An 18,413-nucleotide genomic window follows, 5' to 3' on the forward strand; every position below is an offset into this window, starting at 1 on the left:
AGATCGTGATCCAGAAGTTCAAGAACAAGACCGGCTACAAGAAGCGCCAGGGCCACCGTCAGGACCTCACGCGCGTCAAGATCACCGGCATCAAGTAAGCGGAAGAGGCAGACGAGATGGCACACAAGAAGGGCGCAAGCTCTACCCGTAACGGTCGTGACTCCAACGCCCAGCGACTGGGCGTGAAGCGTTTCGGCGGCCAGGCCGTCAGCGCGGGCGAGATCCTCGTTCGCCAGCGCGGTACGCACTTCCACCCGGGCGCCAACGTCGGCCGCGGCGGAGACGACACGCTGTTCGCCCTCGCCGCCGGTGCGGTCGAGTTCGGCACGAAGGGCGGCCGCAAGGTCGTCAACATCGTCGCCGCGGCGGAGTGACCGCGCGTTCGACCACGAACATGAGGTGAGGGGCGGGCTTCGGCTCGCCCCTCCTTCGTTACATCCCCTTTCCTCTTTCCCCACCTTTCCGTCAGGAGACCGACATGGTGACCTTCGTCGATCGAGTGACGCTCCATCTGCGCGCCGGCAAAGGCGGTAACGGCTGTGTGTCCGTGCGCCGCGAGAAGTTCAAGCCGCTCGCCGGCCCCGATGGTGGCAACGGAGGCCACGGAGGCGATATCGTCCTCGTCGCCGACCCGCAGGTGACGACGCTGCTGTCGTACCACCACTCGCCGCACCGGTCCGCCGGAAACGGCGGGTTCGGCATGGGCGACAACCGTTCCGGCGCCGCGGGCGAAAGCCTGGAGCTCGCCGTTCCGGTCGGCACCGTGGTGAAGGATGCCGAGGGTGAAACCCTCGCGGACCTCATCGTTCCCGGGACGCGCTTCGTCGTCGCTCCCGGCGGCCAGGGCGGGCTCGGCAATGCCGCGCTTGCGAACCCCAAGCGCAAGGCGCCGGGCTTCGCACTGCTCGGTACGCCCGGGTGGGAGGGTGACGTCTTCCTCGAGCTGAAGACGGTGGCCGACGTCGCTCTCGTCGGCTTCCCCTCCGCGGGCAAGTCGAGCCTGATCGCTGCCGTCTCGGCGGCGCGGCCCAAGATCGCCGACTACCCGTTCACGACGCTGCATCCGAACCTGGGCGTCGTGCAGGCCGGCGACACGCGCTTCACCGTAGCCGACGTACCCGGACTCATCGAGGGCGCGAGCGAGGGCAAGGGGCTGGGACTCGAGTTCCTGCGCCATGTCGAGCGCTGCACCGCACTCGTGCACGTCCTCGACTGCGCGACCCTGGAACCCGGTCGTGACCCGCTGAGCGATCTCGACGTGATCCGCGAGGAACTCGCGAACTATCCGGTTCCCGAGGGACAGACGCCGCTGCTCGATCGCCCGCAGCTCGTGGCTCTGAACAAGGTCGACGTGCCCGAGGCCAAGGATCTCGCCGATCTCGTGCGTGCCGATCTCGAAGAGCGCGGCTACCGCGTGTTCGAGATCTCGACGGTCAGCCATGAGGGGCTGCGTCAGCTGACGTTCGCGCTGGGCGAGATCATCGCGCAGCATCGCGTGCAGGTGGCGGAGGCCCCTGCAGCGGAGCGCATCGTGATCCGCCCCAAGGGCGCGCAGAAGGACTTCGAGATCCGCGTCGAGGGCGGGACCTACGGAAACGTCTATCGCATCCTCGGCGACAAGCCGCTGCGGTGGGTACAGCAGACAGATTTCCAGAACGAAGAAGCGGTCGGCTTCCTCGCAGATCGCCTCGAGAAGCTGGGCGTCGAGGACGAGCTGTTCCGCGTGGGGGCCGTCGCGGGCTCGACGGTCGTGATCGGGCCGGGCGACGGCATCGTGTTCGACTGGCATCCGTCGCTCTCGTCGGCCGCCGAACTGATGACGGCTCCGCGCGGCACCGACCCCCGTCTCGACCTGAACCCGCGCCGCACCACATCACAGCGACGCGAGCGCTATCACGAGCGGATGGACGCCAAGGCGGAAGCCCGGGCGGAACTCGAGGCCGAGCGCCTCGGGGTGCCGGACTTCTCCTTCGACGGAGAGGATGACGAGCAAGCGTGAGCGTGCACGATCGGTCCGGCATCGCGGGGGCGCGTCGCGTCGTCGTGAAGGTGGGCTCCTCTTCCATCAGCGGCGACAACCATCACCGCATCGAATCGATCGTCGACGCACTCGCGGCCGCACACGCCCGCGGCACGCAGGTCGTGCTGGTCTCCTCCGGCGCGATCGCCACGGCGCTGCCTCTGCTCAACCTCGACGGCCGGCCCTCCGATCTCGCGACCCAGCAGGCGGCGGCCGCGGTCGGTCAGAACGTGCTCATGTGGCGCTATCAGACCACGCTGGAGCGATACGGGCTTCTCGCCGGCCAAGTGCTGCTGACGGCCGGCGACCTCGAGAACGCCGCACACCGCGCCAATGCCCGCCGCGCAGTGGATCGGCTGCTGGGTCTGGGTGTTCTGCCCATCGTCAACGAGAACGACACCGTCGCGACGCACGAGATCCGCTTCGGCGACAACGATCGCCTCGCCGCCCTCGTGGCCGAGCTGATCGGGGCCGATGCGCTCATCCTTCTCAGCGACATCGCATCGCTGTACACCCGTCCGCCGTCCGAGCCCGGCGCCGAAGCGATCCACACGGTGCCCTACGGCGACGACCTCAGTCGCTTCGAGTTCGGATCGGTCGTCGTCAACAGCGTGGGCACCGGGGGAGCGGCCACCAAGGCATCCGCGGCACGCCTGGCCGCGGCATCCGGCATCGGCGTGCTCGTCACCAGTGCCGACCTCGTCGAGCAGGCACTGTCGGGCGACGACATCGGCACCTGGTTTGCTCCGAACCCCGAAACGCCGCCGCGCGTGGGCACCACGCCGTTGCCCACGGTGAGCTCGGTCTGACCCCGCCGCCCACGTCGGAGGCCGGGGCACCGCTCGGTAGAATGAGCGGATGACCACCGTCTCCGTCGACGCGCCCACCGCCGCACGTCACCGCATCGAACGTGCGCACGAGGCGGCGCGCGGCGTGGGACTGCTGACCGATGCGCAGAAGGCCGAGGCGCTGCGCGCGATCGCGGACGCGATCGAGGCAGCCACCGACGACATCGTCTCGGCGAACACCGTCGATCTCGAGCGCGGAGAGCGCGAAGGCCTGTCCGACGGCCTCCGCGACCGCCTTCGCCTCGACCGCGCGCGGGTTGCGGCCCTCGCCGCTGCCGTGCGCGACGTCGCCGAGCTGCCCGACCCGGTCGGCCGCGTGCTGGACGAGCGCACGCTGAGCAACGGTGTGCGCCTGCAGAAGGTCTCGGTGCCGTTCGGCGTCGTCGGCTCGATCTACGAGGCCCGCCCGAACGTCACCGTGGACATCGCCGCGTTGGCGCTGCGTTCCGGCAACGCCGTCGTCCTGCGCGGTGGCACGGCGGCGCAGGCGACGAACGCCGCACTCGTGTCCGCCATGCGCGATGCCTTGGCGGGCCGAGGGATCGACCCCGAAGCGATTCAGACCGTCGACGACTTCGGCCGCGAGGGCGCGCACGCACTGATGCAGGCACGCGGTCTCGTGGACGTGCTGGTCCCGCGCGGCAGCGCGCAGCTCATCGAGACCGTCGTCACGCAGTCAGCCGTCCCGGTGATCGAGACCGGTGCCGGTGTGGTCCACATCGTCCTGGACTCGTCGGCTCCGCTCGAATGGGCCGAGCAGATCGTCGTGAACGCCAAGGCTCAGCGGCCGAGCGTCTGCAACGCAGTGGAGACGGTTCTCGTCCTGCGTGACGCTGCCGAGCGGCTGGTGCCTCCGGTGGCCGCCGCGCTGCAGGAGGCCGGGGTCACCGTCCACGGCGACGAGACCGTGCGCGAGCTCGTCGTGGACGCCGTGGCAGCGACGGACGCCGATTGGTCGACCGAGCACATGAGCCTCGACCTCTCGATGCGCGTCGTGGACGACCTCGACGAGGCACTGGCCCATATCCGTCGCTACTCGACCCATCACACGGAATCGATCGTGACGACGGATGAGGCCCGAGCAGAGCGGTTCCTCGCCGAAGTCGACTCCGCCGTGGTGATGGCGAACGCGTCGACGCGCTTCACCGACGGCGGCGAGTTCGGCTTCGGCGCCGAAGTCGGGATTTCGACACAGAAGCTGCACGCCCGAGGGCCGATGGGCCTTCCCGAGCTCACCAGCACCAAGTGGCTGGCGCGTGGGTCCGGGCAGATCCGTATCTGACGGCCTAAACTGAACAGACCCGACTTTCGAAGGAGTCCGAATGACCCTCGCCACGACCCTCGCCCTCGCTGCGGCGCAGGCAGAGCCTCACGGCAACGTCCAGGCCCAGACGTTCATCTTCGGCCTGATCGCGTTCATCGTGTTCCTGGCGCTGGGACTGGTCACGGTGTCCTACCGCAACGTGGCGAACCGTCACTCGCACAAGGCCGAGGCCTACGCCAAGGCGCACCCCGTCGACCAGGCGCAGGTGGGACACGGCCACCACTAGGACGCCGGCATGACCTCGATACGCGCCCCCCGCATCGGGGTCATGGGTGGAACCTTCGACCCGATCCACCACGGACACCTCGTGGCGGCGAGCGAAGTCGCTCAGTCGTTCGACCTGGACGAGGTGATCTTCGTTCCGACCGGCATGCCGTGGCAGAAGGACAAGGAGAAGGTCACCGCCGGTGAGCATCGGTATCTGATGACCGTCATCGCGACGGCATCCAATCCGCAGTTCACGGTCAGCCGCGTCGACATCGATCGCGCCGGACCCACGTACACGATCGACACCTTGCGCGATCTGAAGAGCACACGTCCCGACGCGGAGCTCTTCTTCATCACGGGAGCCGATGCGATCGCCCAGATCCTCGGATGGCGCGATCATGATGATCTCTGGGACCTGGCCCACTTCGTGGCGGTGTCCCGGCCGGGACATGTCCTGTCCACCGAGGGCCTTCCCGAGGACGTCGTCAGCAGACTCGAGATCCCCGCCCTGGCGATCTCGTCCACCGACTGCCGTGAGCGGGTGAACCGAGGCCACCCGGTGTGGTACCTCGTCCCCGACGGCGTCGTCCAATACATTGCGAAGCACCACCTTTACCGGAGCGAGGCATGAGCACACCCGACCAGCCCGATACTCCCCAGCTGACCCGCCGTCAGTTGCGCGAGATGCGCAACACCGCCTCGACGCCGGTGATCACCCCCGCGGATGCCGAGAAGGCAGAACGTCCGGCCGAACCGGCCCCTCCCGTCGTTGCTCCGCTGCCGCGCGCGGCCGAACCCGTCGAGGTGGCCGAGGCACCGCCCGCGGTGGCAGATGTCGACGTCGAAGCGCCGTCGTTCACGCGCCGCGCCGCGCGCCGCCAGGAGCGGCTGCGGACGGCCTCGGTGCCGGTCGCCGACGAGACACCCACCCCGGCGGAATCCGCCCCGAACGCTCCCGTGGACGAACAGGAGCAGGCCGACGTTGCCGCGGGGGACACCCACGAGGCCGACGCCGCCGCATCGGTCGATCAGCGGGATGATGCCCCTCCGGCCGACGTCACGCCGGAGAAGACCCCCGAGCCTGCAGACGATGAGGAGCGGCCCGTCGTCGCACCGACATTCGGTTCGGGGCTTCTCGCCGGGGAGGGTGTGGAGATCGATCTCCCGGCATCCTTCGATCAGCTTCTGACCCGAGGCAGCACCGCCACCGGTGCGCTGTCGGCGCCCAACGCGCTGATCCTGTCGCAGACACCGGAGACCGGTGCGCTCGTCTCGCCCATCACGGGCACCGGTGAAGTCCTCATCACCGGAACCTTCTCTCTTCCCGAATCGTTCGGATCGACCGGCGCGATGCCCGGCCGCACCGATAACAAGGAGACGGACGCGGTCCTCGTCGACGGCGAGCTTCCCGCCTCCTCCTCACCCACCCCGATCGCGGCCAGCTCCGCGATCAGCACGATCAAGAGTGCCGAAGACATCATCAAACCGCCCGCGCCGGAGAAGGGGAGTCGGCTCATGCTGGCCCTCGTCATCACCGCAGGCGCGCTCGCGCTGGCGCTAAGCGGCGTGCTGATCGTGGCCCTCGTGACAGGAGCATTCCGATGACCACTGCAGACACCACCCGCACCTTCGTGAATGTCGCCGCCGCGGCGGCCGAGAGCAAGGGCGCCGAGGATCTTCTCGCCTTCGACGTCTCCGAGCCCCTGCCTCTCGTGGATGCCTTCCTCCTCGCCACCGGCTCGAGCGAGCGCAATGTCGCCGCCATCGCCGACGCCGTCGAGGAGGCGATGCTCGAAAACGGTGTGAAGCGTCTTCGCCGCGAAGGCCGCCACGAGTCGCGGTGGGTGCTCCTGGACTTCGGCGACCTCGTCGTCCACGTCTTCCACGAGCAGGAGCGTGTGTTCTACGGGCTCGAGCGGCTCTGGAACGACTGCCCGATCATCCCGATCGAGCTGCCCGCACCCGCCGTCGCGGACTGAACCGTGTTCGTTGCACTCCTCGACATGTAGTAAGCTTGAGGGGTTGCCGCGGAGCGGTGACAAACTGAAAATGGGCCTGTGGCGCAGCTGGTAGCGCACCTGCATGGCATGCAGGGGGTCAGGGGTTCGAGTCCCCTCAGGTCCACCAAGAACCCCCGGGTCACCCCCGGGGGTTTCGCGTTCTTGGCGGAGATTCGCCGATTCCTGAGTGAATGCTGTGCGTTTGGCCTGATCGGGGGTAGCGTCCCATGCGTGGCTCGCGCGACATCATCGAGGTCGACAACTGCGCCACACGTCTACGGATGGAGATCGCCGACCCCTCGCAGGTCGATGAGCACGCCCTGAAGCGCGCCGGAGCTGCGGGGACCATCAAGCCGGGCGGCCACTCCGTGCAGGTGGTCTACGGCCTGAACATCCAGTTCGTGAAGGACGCGATGGAAGACATCCTCAACGATCGCACCATCGAGGCTTTCCGCGGTGCCGATGCCGGCCAGACCGGCGCACTGGCAGGCTTCGTCGGGGGTGTCGGCGGCGCCGCGATCGCCGCGGGTGCTGCTGCCGAGCAGCGGCTGGATTCGTCGGTTCCGCCGGCGGTCCTGCAGCTTCGTCAACCGGTGGCGGGCCGCGTGCTCGCACTTTCCGAGGTTCCGGATGCGATGTTCGCCCAAGGAACGATGGGCCCGGGCCTCGCGATCGACCCGACCGGAGACACGATCGTCGCGCCGGCCAGCGGCACGGTCGCATCGGTCTTCCCGACCGGGCATGCGATCAGCCTCGCCCTCGCGGACGGCACGGAGCTTCTGATCCACGTCGGCATCGACACGGTCGACATGAAGGGCGACGGCTTCGAGATGCTCGTGACAGCGGGAGACACGGTCGAGCCCGGCACGCCGCTCCTTCGCTTCGATCCGGAGAAGACCCGCCGCGCGGGGCACTCCGCGATCACTCCGGTCATCGTGCTCAACAACGAGGATGCGACGATCGAGTTCGCCTAGGGATCGAACGATCCTGCCGACTACGGCGGGACCGGCCTTCGGGTCCGTCCCGCCGTCCGTCACGAGAGCGGCGCGATCAGCTGCGGGCCGTTGTTGCGCACGTTGCCGACGGCGCGATCAACCTCTCGCATCAGCATCCCGTCCACCAGGGCCGGGGCAGCGTCGATCGTCGCGTCCAGCAGATCGCCGACGTTCTCCGTGGTGGGGTCGAGCCAGACATCCGCGTAATCCGCGTCGATGAACAGCGGCATGCGGTCGTGAATCGAGCCGAGCTGACCCACGGCATCCCTGGTCATGATCGTGAAGCTCAGTACCCATCGTGAGGGGTCGTCCGCGGCCTTCGAGGGGTCTTTCCACCACTCGTAGAGACCGGCGAAGAACAGCGGCTCGTCGCCAGCCGGGTGGATGTAGTACGGCGTCTTGACGCCGTCTTCCGTCTTCCATTCGTAGTAGCCGGATGCCGGGACGATCGCTCGCCGCGCGATCAGCGCCTGCCGGAACATCGGCTTGTTCTCGACCTCTTCGGCGCGCGCGTTGATCGCCTTCGCGCCGATGCCCACATCCTTTGCCCAGCCGGGGATCAGACCCCAGCGCGCGGCCTCCAGACGACGTGTCGGAGGCTCCGTCTTGGCGGAGTCGAGCACGATCGCGACACGGTCAGTGGGCGCGATGTTGAACGAAGGCTGCGGCAGGTCGTCACCGACGACATCCACGCGCAGCACACCGACGAGCTCGGAGCCGGAGCTGCCCACGACGAATCGACCGCACATGCGGCCAGCCTACGCGGGGCCTCCGACGCCGTCGGCCGTGCCGCCCACGACACCGATCTCAGCCAGCCGATCGAGAAGGCCGGCGCCGTCGTCCCCTGTCACCCACGGCACCGTGGCGGCGGTGTGGTCGTCCACGGCCGTGCGTCCTCCGGCGAGCACCGCCTCCGCCGGCGAGAGCCGGCGGATCGCGACGGCCGTGACGTGATCGGGGTGCGCGCCCGTGAAGGCCGTGTACAGGGCATCGTCATGCTGCCCGTCGTCACCGATCAGCACCCATCTCACCTGGGGGAACTCGCGCGCGAGGCGTCGGAGGTTCTCCTCCTTGTGTGCCCGGCCGCTGCGGAACCACCGGTCGTGCGTGGGTCCCCAGTCGGTCAACAGCAGTGCGCCGGGCGGAAAGAGGTGACGACGGAGAAAGCGCTGGAGCGTCGGAGCCACGTTCCACGCGCCGGTGGAGAGGTAGACCATGGGCGCGCCCGGGTGCTCGCGCACGAGACGCTCGAGCAGCACGGCCATGCCGGGCACCGGCTGGCGGGCGTGCTCGTTCACGACGAAGGAGTTCCACGCCGCGATGAGCGGCCGAGGCAGGGCCGTCACCATGACGGTGTCATCGACGTCGGAGACGATGCCGAAGCGGACATCGGAGCCCACGACGAACACGCGCGTCTCGAACGGCTCCGACCCCTCGACGGTCATCGACAGGGGCTGCCATCCCGGCTGCAGTCGGGCCGGCAGCACGGCATCGATGACGCCACCGCGATCGGCGATCACCTCGTGTGTGACGCCGTCCACGCTCACCGTCACGGTCGCATAACCGACGGGAACGGCAGCGAAGCTGCGCCAACCACGGACGCCGCCGTCGTCGCCACGTCGACGACGCGCGCGGACGGGAGGGACGATCAGCACACGCCCGAGGACACGAACCCAGTCCTCCCCGCCGTAACCGGGGTACGCAGACACACTGGCGCGCAGCCCACGGGCGCGGGCCCGACGTTCTCGCCACGCATGGAACCGGTACTCCAGTCGGGCGATCCAGAGCACCTTCACGCGCGGTGCGGGTTCGGCGGCCATCGTTTCAGTCTCCCATGCCGTCCGTGCGCTTCGTGCCGGGAGCCTCGTCGTCCAGTCGCATATGGCGCGCCTCGCGTGCCACGATCACGCGCTTGGCGACGTAGGCGAGAAAGAGGAAGACGATGATCGCACCGACGAAGAAGTACCCCGCGGTGTGCAGACGGTCGGCCAACTCTCGGTAGGTGCCCGCCGCCGCTGCCGCCACGCTCACGTAGGCCACGGCCCACACCGTGCAGGCCGGCGCGGTCCACGCGAGGAAGCGGCGATAGGAGAACCCGCTCATCCCCACCGTCAAAGGCACGAGGGAATGCAGAACCGGCAGAAAGCGGGAGAGAAAGATGGCCGGTCCGCCGCGCCGTCGCAGGTAGAGCTCGGCGCGAGTCCAGTTGTCTTCGCCGATCCGACGTCCGAGACGCGAAAAGCGGATGCGGGGGCCGAGCCACCGACCGAGCCAGAATCCGACGCTCTCTCCGATGAGTGCACCCACGATCACGACCACAATGAGCACGACGGCTTCGGCGACCGATCCGACGGCCGTGGCAGCGACGATGACGACGGTGTCTCCGGGCACGATCAGGCCGACCAGAACGCTCGTCTCCAGCATGATGGCGACGCCCGCGAGCACCGTGCGCAGGACGGGATCCACACTCTGCACGGCATCGAGCAGCCATGAGAGGAACTCGTTCACGGCTCCAGCCTATGGCGGGTGAAGGTGTGTGCACGCTGTGCATTCGCCGTCGGCGACCGAACGTCACGGCTAGCCTGGAGCGATGAGCTCCAGCCTCGTCGCCCGCCGGCACGACTGGGTCGATCCAGCCGTCGTCTTCGCGACGATCCTGTGCGACGACGAGCATGCGTTCTGGCTGGATGCCGGGCCGGCTGCGACGGCAGGATTCAGCTGGATGGGCGTGGGCGCTCCCGACGCAGCACCCCGCGACCTTCCTCTCGTGGCGGACGCGCGGCAGCCGGCGGTAGTGCCGGGTCCGCTGCAGGGCGGCTGGGTGGAGTGGTGGGGTTTCGATGCGGCGGCCGCGGCCGTCGGCGCGCCCGCGCGCATCGACGACGCCGACGGACCGCAGGAGCTGTGGCTGCGGATCGAGTGGTTCGTCGTCTTCGACCACGCCGCCCGTGAGGTGTGGATCGCCGCGCCCGCCGACCGCGGCGAGGCCCTCGCCGACGCGGTGGAGGGCGCACGGTCGTCGGCTTCGCGTGTGGCGTCACGCCGCCCCGCTGCCACACGCCAGGCGGTCCCCATCGCATCCGCCCGCCAGACGCCGGAGGAGTATCGGGCGCTCATCGCGCAGTGCCGAGACGCGATCCGGGCCGGCGACGCCTACCAGCTCTGCCTGACGACGCGGTTCACGGTCGCGGCATCCACACCCTTCGATCCCGTCTCCACCTATCTCGCGCTGCGCGACGCGCTGCCCGCACACCACGGTGGGATCATCCGCAGCGGCGACACCGCGTTGCTCAGCGCGAGTCCCGAGCGCTTCCTCGAGGTCACCGACGGCGTGGTGCGCACGCACCCGATCAAAGGCACCCGGCCGCGCGGCCGCGACGCCGACGATGACGCCGCGCTGCGTCGCGCGCTCGTCGACAGTGTGAAGGAGCGGGCCGAGAACGTCATGATCGTCGACCTGATGCGCAACGACCTGCAGCGGGTGTGCCGGCCGGGGACGGTCCGCGCCGAACGTCTGCTCGAGGTGGAGTCGTATACGGCGGTCCACCAGTTGGTCAGCACCGTCGCGGGCCAGCTCCTGCCCGACGCCACCCTCGGACACCTGCTGGACGCCACCTTCCCTGCGGGGAGCATGACGGGGGCGCCGAAGCTGTCGGCGATGACGATCCTGTCCGCGCTGGAGGGGGCAGGCCGGGGCATCTACGCGGGGTGCTTCGGCTGGGTCGGAACCGACGGTCGCGCCGACCTGGCGATGACGATCCGATCGATCGTGCTGCGACCGCACGGCGCATACGTCGGTGCCGGCGGCGGCATCACCTGGCTCTCCGATCCCGAAGAGGAGGTCGCCGAGGTCGGGCTCAAAGCCCGGGGCCCCCTCGCCGCACTGGGTGCGAATCTGCCGCCGGGATGGTAGGACGGGTCCGCTAACCTGGAAGGACGCCTCTCGTGCGTTCCCGAGCTTTCAGATTGGTCTTCCCCTTCCCATGAGCAGCCCCACAGACATCGCCACCGCCGCCGAGAACGGACCGTACGACGTGCACGCCGTGCAGGAGAAGTGGCAGCGCATCTGGGCCGAGAAGGACCCGTTCCGCGCCGGCGGTGAAGACGACACCCGCCCGCGGAAGTACGTGCTCGCGATGTTCCCCTACCCGTCGGGCGACCTGCACATGGGGCACGCGGAGAACTACCTCTACTCCGACATCGTCGCGCGCTTCTGGCGTCACCGCGGGTACAACGTGCTCAACCCGATCGGCTGGGACAGCTTCGGCCTGCCCGCCGAGAACGCCGCCATCAAGCGCGGCGTCGAGCCGCGCGGCTGGACCTACGGCAACATCGCGCAGCAGCGCTCCAGCATGCAGCAGTACGGCGTCTCGTTCGACTGGTCGCGCGTATTGCACACCTCCGACCCGGAGTACTACCGCTGGAACCAGTGGCTCTTCCAGCGGCTCTATGAGAAGGGCCTCGCGTACCGCAAGGATGCGCTCGTCAACTGGGACCCGGTCGACCAGACCGTGCTCGCCAACGAGCAGGTGCTGCCCGACGGGACATCGGAGCGCAGCGGCGCCGTGGTCGTCAAGAAGAAGCTCACCCAGTGGTTCTTCCGCATCACTGAGTACGCCGACCGCTTGCTCGACGACCTGAATCAGCTCGAGGGCTTCTGGCCGCACAAGGTGCTGCAGATGCAGCGCAACTGGATCGGACGCTCCGTCGGCGCCGACATCGACTTCGAGATCGAAGGCCGCGCCGACAAGATCACCGTGTTCTCGACGCGCCCCGACACCCTCTACGGCGCGACGTTCATGGTCGTCGCCCCGGACTCCGACCTCGCCGCGGAGCTCGTAGCCTCGGCATCCCCGGAGGCACGCATGCGCTTCCAGGACTACCTCGACACCGTGCAGAAGACGAGCGAGATCGACCGGCAGACCGCCGACCGCCCGAAGACCGGCGTGTTCCTGGAGCGGTACGCGGTCAACCCGGTCACGGGGGAGCGGCTGCCCATCTGGGCCGCGGACTACGTTCTCGCCGGCTACGGCCACGGCGCCGTCATGGCGGTTCCCGCCCACGATCAGCGCGACCTCGACTTCGCCCGTGCGTTCGATCTGCCCGTCAAGGTGGTCGTCGACACGACAGCCCCCGTGACCGGCGCGATCCCGGTGATCGAACTGGATGCCGAGGGCGTGCCGATCGATCCGGGTGCTCCGGGCATCGACGAGATCGACCCGGCGAAGACCGGCGTGGCGCTCACGGGCGACGGCCGGATGATGAACTCCGGCCCCCTCGACGGACTGAGCAAGCGCAACGCCATCGCCCGGGCCATCGAGCAGCTCGAGGCCGCCGGAACCGGTCGCGCCGCGAAGACCTATCGCCTCCGCGACTGGCTCATCTCACGCCAGCGCTACTGGGGCACGCCGATCCCGATGGTGCACACCGCCGATGGGCGCATCGTGCCCGTGCCGGACGAGCAGCTGCCCGTCGAGCTGCCGGCCATGGAGGGCCTCGACCTGACGCCGAAGGGCTCTTCTCCGCTGGGCGCCGCGACCGGATGGGTGGAGACCGTCGACCCCGAGACGGGCGAGCCGGCCCTGCGCGACCCCGACACGATGGACACGTTCGTCGACAGCTCCTGGTACTTCCTGCGGTTCCTGTCACCGGGCGACACGACGAAGGCGTTCTCCTCGAAGGACGCCGACCGATGGGGTCCGGTGGACTTCTACATCGGCGGCGTCGAGCACGCCATCCTGCACCTGCTGTACGCGCGCTTCATCACGAAGGCGCTGTTCGATATGGGCCTCGTCGAGTTCACCGAGCCGTTCTCCCACCTCATCAACCAGGGCATGGTCATCCTCGACGGCGCCAAGATGAGCAAGAGCAAGGGCAACCTCGTGCTCTTCCAGGACGAGCTGAACGCCCACGGTGCCGACGCCCTGCGGGTCGCGCTCGCCTTCGCCGGTCCGGTGGAGGACGACAAGGACTGGAGCGATGTCTCGACGACGGGAGCCGCGAAGTTCCTGGCGCGCGCCTGGCGCATCGCGCATGAGGTGACCAGCGCTCCGGACGTCGTGTGGGCCGAGGGAGACCAGGCGCTTCGCCGTGTCACCCATCGTCTGTGGGCCGACGCCCCGGCGCTGATCGAGCAGACCAAGTTCAACGTCGTCGTCGCCCGCTTGATGGAGCTCGTCAACGCGACGCGCAAGACGATCGACGGCCCCGCCGGGGCGGGCGACCCTGCCGTCCGCGAGGCCGCCGAGGCGATCGCGATGGTCCTCGACCTGTTCGCTCCGCACACGGCCGAGGAGATGTGGGAGCAGCTCGGTTACGAGCCGTTCGTGGGTCTCGCCACCTGGCGTCAGGCCGATCCGACGCTGCTGGTCGAGGAGTCGGTCACCGCGGTCGTGCAGATCGACGGCAAGGTGCGCGGCACGCTGACGGTGCCGGCGCGCATCTCGGCCGACGAGCTGGAGGCGCTGGCGCGCGCGGACGAGAAGGTCGTGCGCTCACTCGTCGGACGCGAGATCGCGCGCGTCGTCGTCCGCGCTCCCAAGGTCGTCAGCTTCACCACCGCGTAGTCTCCTCCCCATGAGGGCGGCGGCGGCCGCTCGTCCACGGATGCCGCGCGGGCGCTGAGCCTGGCGGTGCGCCGATGGCACGGTGTGGAGGTGAGTCCGCCCGGCATCGATCACGCACCGCGCACCGCCGCCGACGCGCATCGCGCGCGTCGGCGGCGCGTCGGCACCGGTGCGGCCCTGGTGCTGGTGCTGGCCGCCGCGGCGATCGCGGTCGCGGTGGGATTCGTCCGCTCGGTGGCCACCGCCGACACCGGCGTCGCGGTGGCGCCCGTCGAGATCTCGGCCGCAGCGCTCTACGTGCACGTGTCGGGTGCCGTGGAGCGCCCCGGGCTCTACCGCCTCGACGGCGGAGCGCGCGTCGTCGATGTGGTCTCCGCGGCGGGCGGGTTCACGGACACCGCCGATCGCACGGCGGTCAATCTGGCGCGACCTCTCGTAGACGGCGAGCAGGTGCAGGTGCCGGAGGTGGGGGAGGCGTCGTCCACCGGCGCACCCGTCAGCGGTGACGGACGCGTGAACCTCAACACCGCCGACGTCGCCGCCCTCGACACGCTTCCGCGCGTCGGACCCGCGATCGCAGAGCGCATCATCGCGTGGCGCGAGGAGAACGGCCGGTTCACCAGCGTCGACGATCTGCTGTCGGTTCCCGGCATCGGCGAGAAGATGCTCGCCGGCCTCCGCGACCTGGTGACGGTGTGACCGGCACCGCAGCGACGACACCTCAGCCGACCCGAGCCGGCCGGGGCGGCCGCTCCCTGCGACGCCGGGACGTGCGCCTCGTGCCCGTCGCCGCCGGTGCGTGGGTGACCGCCGGGGTCGTCACCGGCACGGCGGATGCCGCGGCATCCGCGTCCGCGCTGCTCTGGGCGAGCGCACTCGTGGTCGTCCTCGCGCTGGTGCACCGGCGGCGACGCTCCGCTGCGTTCCGGGCGGGGCGCATCGCTCCTGCGCTCGCCCTGGTCGCCATCGTCCTGGCCGTCGCGGCGGGGGTCGCCTCGCACGTCGCCTCCGCGCTGCCTGCTCGCGGAGCCGTTGCGGCGGCCGAGATCGCCGGGGGCCGTGCGCTGACGGTCGACGTCGTCGCGGTCGGCAAGATCGAACGCGGCGCGGCCGGCTGGCGATTCGACGCCGTGCTGCAGCGGCTCGCCTACGGAGAAACCACGATCACGACACCGGTGCCGGTGCTCGTACGCACCGGCGACATCCCGCCGGGACTCGATCTCGGCGCCCGCGTGAGCCTGACCGGAACGGCATGGGCCGCGGGCCCCGGCGAACGGGCCGTCCTCGTCGTCGACGCGTCCGCGACGCCGACGCTGATCGCCGCACCGACGGGAGTGTTCGCTCTCGCCTCGCTCCTGCGCCACGGACTGAGCGCCGTCACGACCGGGCTCCCCGATCCCGGCGGCGGCCTCATCGCGGGTCTCGCGGTCGGCGACACCTCGGGAGTCTCGGACGGGCTCGATGCGGCGATGAAGTCCTCTTCGCTGTCGCACCTCACTGCCGTGAGCGGGGCCAACTGCGCCCTGGTCGTCGGGATCGCCTTCGCGCTGGCGGCCCTGTGCGGAGCGCGCCGCGCCCTCCGGGTGATCGCAGGCCTCGGCACCCTCGTCGCGTTCGTGATCCTCGTCTCGCCGGAGCCGAGCGTCATCCGCGCGGCGACGATGGCCGCCATCGCCATGCTGGGCCTGCTGCTGGGCCGCACCGGGGCGGGGCTCTCCTTGCTGACGGCATCCATCGTCCTCCTGCTCCTGCTCGACCCGTGGCTGTCGCGCTCGATCGGGTTCGCCCTCTCGGTCGCCGCCACCGCCGCGCTTCTCGTCCTCGCCGGGCCCCTCGCAGATGGCCTCTCGCGGTGGATGCCGCGCACACTCGCCCTTTTCGTCGCCGTGCCGCTGTCCGCTCAGCTCGCGTGCGGCCCCATCATCGTGCTGATCTCGCCCCAGGTGTCGATCTACGGTGTGGCGGCGAACATGCTCGCCGCGCCGGCCGCGCCGGTGGGCACCGTTCTGGGGCTCGCCGCCTGCCTGTGCGCCGGCATCCCCCTCCTGGGTGCGGGGCTCGCGGCGCTCGCCTGGGTGCCGGCCGCCTGGATCGCCGCCACCGCCACGACACTCAGTGCCCTGCCGGGCAGCGCGATCTGGTGGCCCGAGGGCGTCGGGGGTCTCGCCGCCCTGAGCCTTGCCAGCGCGGCCGTGGTCGTCCTGCTGCTGCGCACACCCCCACCGGCTCGGGTCGCCGCGGTCGTGGTCCTGGCTGTCACCGCGGTCGTCGTGGCCGCAACCGGCCCCGCCGCGCAGGTCGGACTTCGCGCCCGCCTTCCCGTCGCCTGGTCGATCGCGGTGTGCGACGTCGGCCAGGGCGACGCGATCGCGATCCGCGCCGCCGGTCGCGTCGCGCTGGTGGATACCGGCCCCGATCCGCAGGCGCTCACGAGCTGCCTGGAGACGCTCGGCGTGGACCGGGTGGACCTTCTGGTCCTCACCCATTTCGACCACGACCACGACGGAGGAGCGCGCGCGGTCGCCGGCCGGGTCGACACCGTTCTGCACGGGCCGACAGGAGCGCCCGACGACGAACGCACACTGGCCCGGTTGAGCGAAGCGGGAGCCCGCCTCGTCCGTGCCGATGCGGGGATGACCGGCACCCTCGGCGATGCCCGCTGGCGCGTGCTGTGGCCGCCGCCGCGCACCGCTGCAGGAAACGACGGCAGCGTCGTGATCGACATCGCCGGCCCGACCGTGCCTCCGATGCTGATGCTGGGTGACCTCTCTGCCGAGGGTCAGCGGCGCCTGATGGCGACGGCATCCCTGCGCGCCGCCTACACGATCGTGAAGGTCTCGCACCACGGCAGCGCCGACCAGGAACCGCGGCTGTACGGACGGCTCCGTGCCGCGGTGGCGTTGATCTCGGTCGGAGCGAACACCTACGGGCATCCGCGAAGCGAGACCCTCGCGATGCTCGAGTCCTTGGGTGCGCGGCTGGCCCGCACCGACGTGGAAGGTCTCCTCATGCTGTGGACGGAAGCGTCGAGTGTGCGGCTGTGGCACGAGAAGGGATCTCCGTGAGCTGCCGCCGGGCGCTGCCTCGGTGTCGCGAGCCGTCGGTAGGCTGGTGTTCATGCCTACCGCGCCGCGTCGTCCCGCCTCTCGTGGAGGCGCGCGCACCGCGTCGGCGATCCCGCAGATCTCCTGGCGGTCGCCGCAGCCGGCCCCCGTTGTTCTGGTGTCGGGACCGGAGGACGTCTGCGCGGAGCGGGCGACCGCCGGCATCCGCGAGTTCCTCCGCGCGGAGGATGCGAGCCTTGAGGTCTCCGACCTGCGGGCCGACGACTACACCTCCGGAAGCCTGCTGACCCTCACGTCGCCGTCGCTGTTCGGCGAGCCGCGGCTCGTGCGCGTCGGAGGCGTCGAGAAGTGCTCCGACGCTTTCCTGACCGAGGCCCTCGCCTACATCGAGGCCCCCCAGGACGGCGCCACGGTCGTACTCCGCCACACCGGCTCCAGCGTGCGCGGCAAGAAGCTGCTCGATGCGATCCGATCCGGTACCGGTGGCGGCATCGAGATCGCATGCCCGGCCGTCAAGCGCGACTCCGACCGCTTCGACTTCGCAGCCGGGGAGTTCCAGACGGCGCGCAAGAAGATCGCGCCGGTTGCTCTCCGCGCGCTCGTGGGCGCATTCTCCGACGACCTCACCGAGCTCGCCGCGGCCTGCCAGCAGCTCATCTCCGACGTGCCCGGCGACATCACCGAGCAGATCGTCGAGCGGTATTACGGCGGCCGCGTGGAGACCTCGGCGTTCACGGTCGCCGACACCGCCATCGCCGGCCGCTACGGCGATGCTCTCGTGGCTCTTCGCCACGCCCTCGCCAGCGGCGCCGATCCGGTGCCGCTCGTTGCCGCGATCGCCTCGAAGCTGCGAACGATGGCGCGCGTCGCCGGCATCCGAGAGTCGTCCGCGTCGCTCGCGGCTCGACTCGGCATGAAGGACTGGCAGGTCGATCGCGCGCGCCGTGACCTCACGGGGTGGAACGAGGCGAGCCTCGGTCTCGCCATCCAGGCGGCAGCGCGGGCGGATGCCGAGGTCAAAGGCGCCTCACGCGATCCCGTCTTCGCCGTGGAGCGCCTCATCACGATCATCGCCACCCGCGCCCCCTACGGCGCCTGAGCGCGGGGGATGCCGCATCCGTCACCCTGCGGCGCATCCGATCCCGCGCTCATCCGTCCCGTCCGGTCGCATCCCGCACGAATGAACGACCAGACAGGACAGACGAACACACCCTCGCGCACGCGCGCGCACCGACGACGAAGGCCCGCCGCCGCGGATGCGGGGACGGGCCTTCGATGATGTGGACGCGGCTCAGAGAGCGGCGACCTGCTTCGCGATCGACGACTTGCGGTTCGCGGCCTGGTTCTCGTGGATGACGCCCTTGCTCACGGCCTTGTCGAGCTTCTTG

19 protein-coding genes and 1 tRNA gene are annotated in these 18,413 nt (G+C 69.8%); 16 read left to right on the forward strand and 4 right to left on the reverse strand.

The features are described from left to right. From ABS64_RS13535 to ABS64_RS13585, 11 genes are all read left to right on the forward strand, one after another. Positions 1-98, forward strand: a 98-nt coding sequence (locus ABS64_RS13535) for a bL21 family ribosomal protein (protein ID WP_292684213.1), incomplete at its 5' end; no start/stop codon positions are given. 18 nt (positions 99-116) lie between these two features. Then, complete coding sequence (gene rpmA, locus ABS64_RS13540; protein WP_005053492.1) at positions 117-374, forward strand: 50S ribosomal protein L27; 258 nt, start codon at positions 117-119, stop codon at positions 372-374. A gap of 104 nt (positions 375-478) precedes the next feature. Beyond that, positions 479-1,999: a GTPase ObgE gene (obgE, locus tag ABS64_RS13545; RefSeq protein ID WP_292684198.1), complete on the forward strand. Its 1,521-nt coding sequence runs from the start codon at positions 479-481 to the stop codon at positions 1,997-1,999. Next, positions 1,996-2,829, forward strand: coding sequence for a glutamate 5-kinase (gene proB, locus ABS64_RS13550; RefSeq protein ID WP_036318567.1), 834 nt, complete (start codon positions 1,996-1,998; stop codon positions 2,827-2,829). The genes obgE and proB overlap by 4 nt, the downstream gene beginning before the upstream one ends. A 49-nt stretch (positions 2,830-2,878) precedes the next feature. Next, positions 2,879-4,150 carry a glutamate-5-semialdehyde dehydrogenase gene (locus tag ABS64_RS13555; RefSeq protein ID WP_288119429.1) on the forward strand — a complete coding sequence of 424 codons (1,272 nt, stop codon included), beginning with the start codon at positions 2,879-2,881 and terminating at the stop codon, positions 4,148-4,150. 40 nt (positions 4,151-4,190) lie between these two features. Next, entirely contained in the window at positions 4,191-4,418 is a 228-nt protein-coding gene (locus ABS64_RS13560) for a hypothetical protein (RefSeq protein WP_039416779.1), read from the forward strand. 9 nt (positions 4,419-4,427) lie between these two features. Beyond that, positions 4,428-5,030: a nicotinate-nucleotide adenylyltransferase gene (nadD, locus tag ABS64_RS13565; RefSeq protein ID WP_061683211.1), complete on the forward strand. Its 603-nt coding sequence runs from the start codon at positions 4,428-4,430 to the stop codon at positions 5,028-5,030. Beyond that, positions 5,027-6,004 carry a hypothetical protein gene (locus tag ABS64_RS13570; RefSeq protein ID WP_292684202.1) on the forward strand — a complete coding sequence of 326 codons (978 nt, stop codon included), beginning with the start codon at positions 5,027-5,029 and terminating at the stop codon, positions 6,002-6,004. Before nadD ends, ABS64_RS13570 begins: the two co-directional genes overlap by 4 nt. Further along, positions 6,001-6,378: a ribosome silencing factor gene (gene rsfS / locus ABS64_RS13575; protein WP_061683209.1), complete on the forward strand. Its 378-nt coding sequence runs from the start codon at positions 6,001-6,003 to the stop codon at positions 6,376-6,378. The genes ABS64_RS13570 and rsfS overlap by 4 nt, the downstream gene beginning before the upstream one ends. Positions 6,379-6,450: 72 nt before the next feature. Then, positions 6,451-6,526, forward strand: a tRNA-Ala gene (locus ABS64_RS13580). 100 nt (positions 6,527-6,626) lie between these two features. Then, the gene (locus tag ABS64_RS13585) at positions 6,627-7,373 is read left to right on the forward strand and encodes a glucose PTS transporter subunit IIA (protein ID WP_292684205.1); all 747 of its coding nucleotides are present in this window, start codon (positions 6,627-6,629) and stop codon (positions 7,371-7,373) included. 59 nt (positions 7,374-7,432) lie between these two features. Here the strand turns inward: ABS64_RS13585 and ABS64_RS13590 are convergent, their stop codons facing one another. From ABS64_RS13590 to ABS64_RS13600, 3 genes are read right to left on the reverse strand one after another with little or no spacing between them, the layout of a single operon-like run. Further along, the gene (locus ABS64_RS13590) at positions 7,433-8,143 is read right to left on the reverse strand and encodes an SOS response-associated peptidase (protein ID WP_005049392.1); all 711 of its coding nucleotides are present in this window, start codon (positions 8,141-8,143) and stop codon (positions 7,433-7,435) included. Positions 8,144-8,152: 9 nt separating this feature from the next. Then, positions 8,153-9,214 carry a phosphatase domain-containing protein gene (locus ABS64_RS13595; protein WP_005049394.1) on the reverse strand — a complete coding sequence of 354 codons (1,062 nt, stop codon included), beginning with the start codon at positions 9,212-9,214 and terminating at the stop codon, positions 8,153-8,155. Positions 9,215-9,218: 4 nt separating this feature from the next. Continuing rightward, positions 9,219-9,902, reverse strand: coding sequence for a DedA family protein (locus tag ABS64_RS13600; protein ID WP_061683206.1), 684 nt, complete (start codon positions 9,900-9,902; stop codon positions 9,219-9,221). Positions 9,903-9,984: 82 nt separating this feature from the next. Here ABS64_RS13600 and ABS64_RS13605 point away from each other — a divergent pair, with 82 nt between their 5' ends. The 5 genes from ABS64_RS13605 to holA all read left to right on the forward strand — a co-directional run bounded on the left by ABS64_RS13605 (position 9,985) and on the right by holA (position 18,124). Further along, positions 9,985-11,307: a chorismate-binding protein gene (locus ABS64_RS13605; RefSeq protein WP_292684208.1), complete on the forward strand. Its 1,323-nt coding sequence runs from the start codon at positions 9,985-9,987 to the stop codon at positions 11,305-11,307. A 70-nt stretch (positions 11,308-11,377) separates the two neighbouring features. Further along, positions 11,378-13,960, forward strand: a complete 2,583-nt coding sequence (gene leuS / locus ABS64_RS13610; RefSeq protein WP_036285518.1) for a leucine--tRNA ligase — start codon at positions 11,378-11,380, stop codon at positions 13,958-13,960. Positions 13,961-14,044: 84 nt separating this feature from the next. Continuing rightward, positions 14,045-14,659, forward strand: coding sequence for a ComEA family DNA-binding protein (locus ABS64_RS13615; protein WP_036285520.1), 615 nt, complete (start codon positions 14,045-14,047; stop codon positions 14,657-14,659). Between the two features lie 80 nt (positions 14,660-14,739). Then, positions 14,740-17,025, forward strand: coding sequence for a ComEC/Rec2 family competence protein (locus ABS64_RS13620; RefSeq protein WP_292684211.1), 2,286 nt, complete (start codon positions 14,740-14,742; stop codon positions 17,023-17,025). Between the two features lie 52 nt (positions 17,026-17,077). Next, the gene (gene holA / locus ABS64_RS13625; protein ID WP_061683203.1) at positions 17,078-18,124 is read left to right on the forward strand and encodes a DNA polymerase III subunit delta; all 1,047 of its coding nucleotides are present in this window, start codon (positions 17,078-17,080) and stop codon (positions 18,122-18,124) included. A 192-nt stretch (positions 18,125-18,316) separates the two neighbouring features. On the opposite strand, the gene rpsT is transcribed toward holA, so the two are convergent. Then, the coding region (gene rpsT, locus ABS64_RS13630) for a 30S ribosomal protein S20 (RefSeq protein ID WP_292684216.1) at positions 18,317-18,413 on the reverse strand (97 nt) is incomplete at its 5' end.

The organism is Microbacterium sp. SCN 69-37 (assembly GCF_001724435.1).
GTDB classification, from domain to species: domain Bacteria; phylum Actinomycetota; class Actinomycetes; order Actinomycetales; family Microbacteriaceae; genus Microbacterium; species Microbacterium laevaniformans.

Coding starts and splice junctions, on each gene's coding strand:
- leuS (WP_036285518.1), top strand. CDS start 11,378: ATGAGCAGCCCCACAGACATCGCCACCGCCGCCGAGAACGGACCGTAC.
- ABS64_RS13560 (WP_039416779.1), top strand. CDS start 4,191: ATGACCCTCGCCACGACCCTCGCCCTCGCTGCGGCGCAGGCAGAGCCT.
- ABS64_RS13595 (WP_005049394.1), bottom strand. CDS start 9,214: ATGGCCGCCGAACCCGCACCGCGCGTGAAGGTGCTCTGGATCGCCCGA.
- ABS64_RS13590 (WP_005049392.1), bottom strand. CDS start 8,143: ATGTGCGGTCGATTCGTCGTGGGCAGCTCCGGCTCCGAGCTCGTCGGT.
- ABS64_RS13585 (WP_292684205.1), top strand. CDS start 6,627: ATGCGTGGCTCGCGCGACATCATCGAGGTCGACAACTGCGCCACACGT.
- nadD (WP_061683211.1), top strand. CDS start 4,428: ATGACCTCGATACGCGCCCCCCGCATCGGGGTCATGGGTGGAACCTTC.
- obgE (WP_292684198.1), top strand. CDS start 479: ATGGTGACCTTCGTCGATCGAGTGACGCTCCATCTGCGCGCCGGCAAA.
- ABS64_RS13570 (WP_292684202.1), top strand. CDS start 5,027: ATGAGCACACCCGACCAGCCCGATACTCCCCAGCTGACCCGCCGTCAG.
- rsfS (WP_061683209.1), top strand. CDS start 6,001: ATGACCACTGCAGACACCACCCGCACCTTCGTGAATGTCGCCGCCGCG.
- holA (WP_061683203.1), top strand. CDS start 17,078: ATGCCTACCGCGCCGCGTCGTCCCGCCTCTCGTGGAGGCGCGCGCACC.
- rpmA (WP_005053492.1), top strand. CDS start 117: ATGGCACACAAGAAGGGCGCAAGCTCTACCCGTAACGGTCGTGACTCC.
- ABS64_RS13605 (WP_292684208.1), top strand. CDS start 9,985: ATGAGCTCCAGCCTCGTCGCCCGCCGGCACGACTGGGTCGATCCAGCC.
- ABS64_RS13555 (WP_288119429.1), top strand. CDS start 2,879: ATGACCACCGTCTCCGTCGACGCGCCCACCGCCGCACGTCACCGCATC.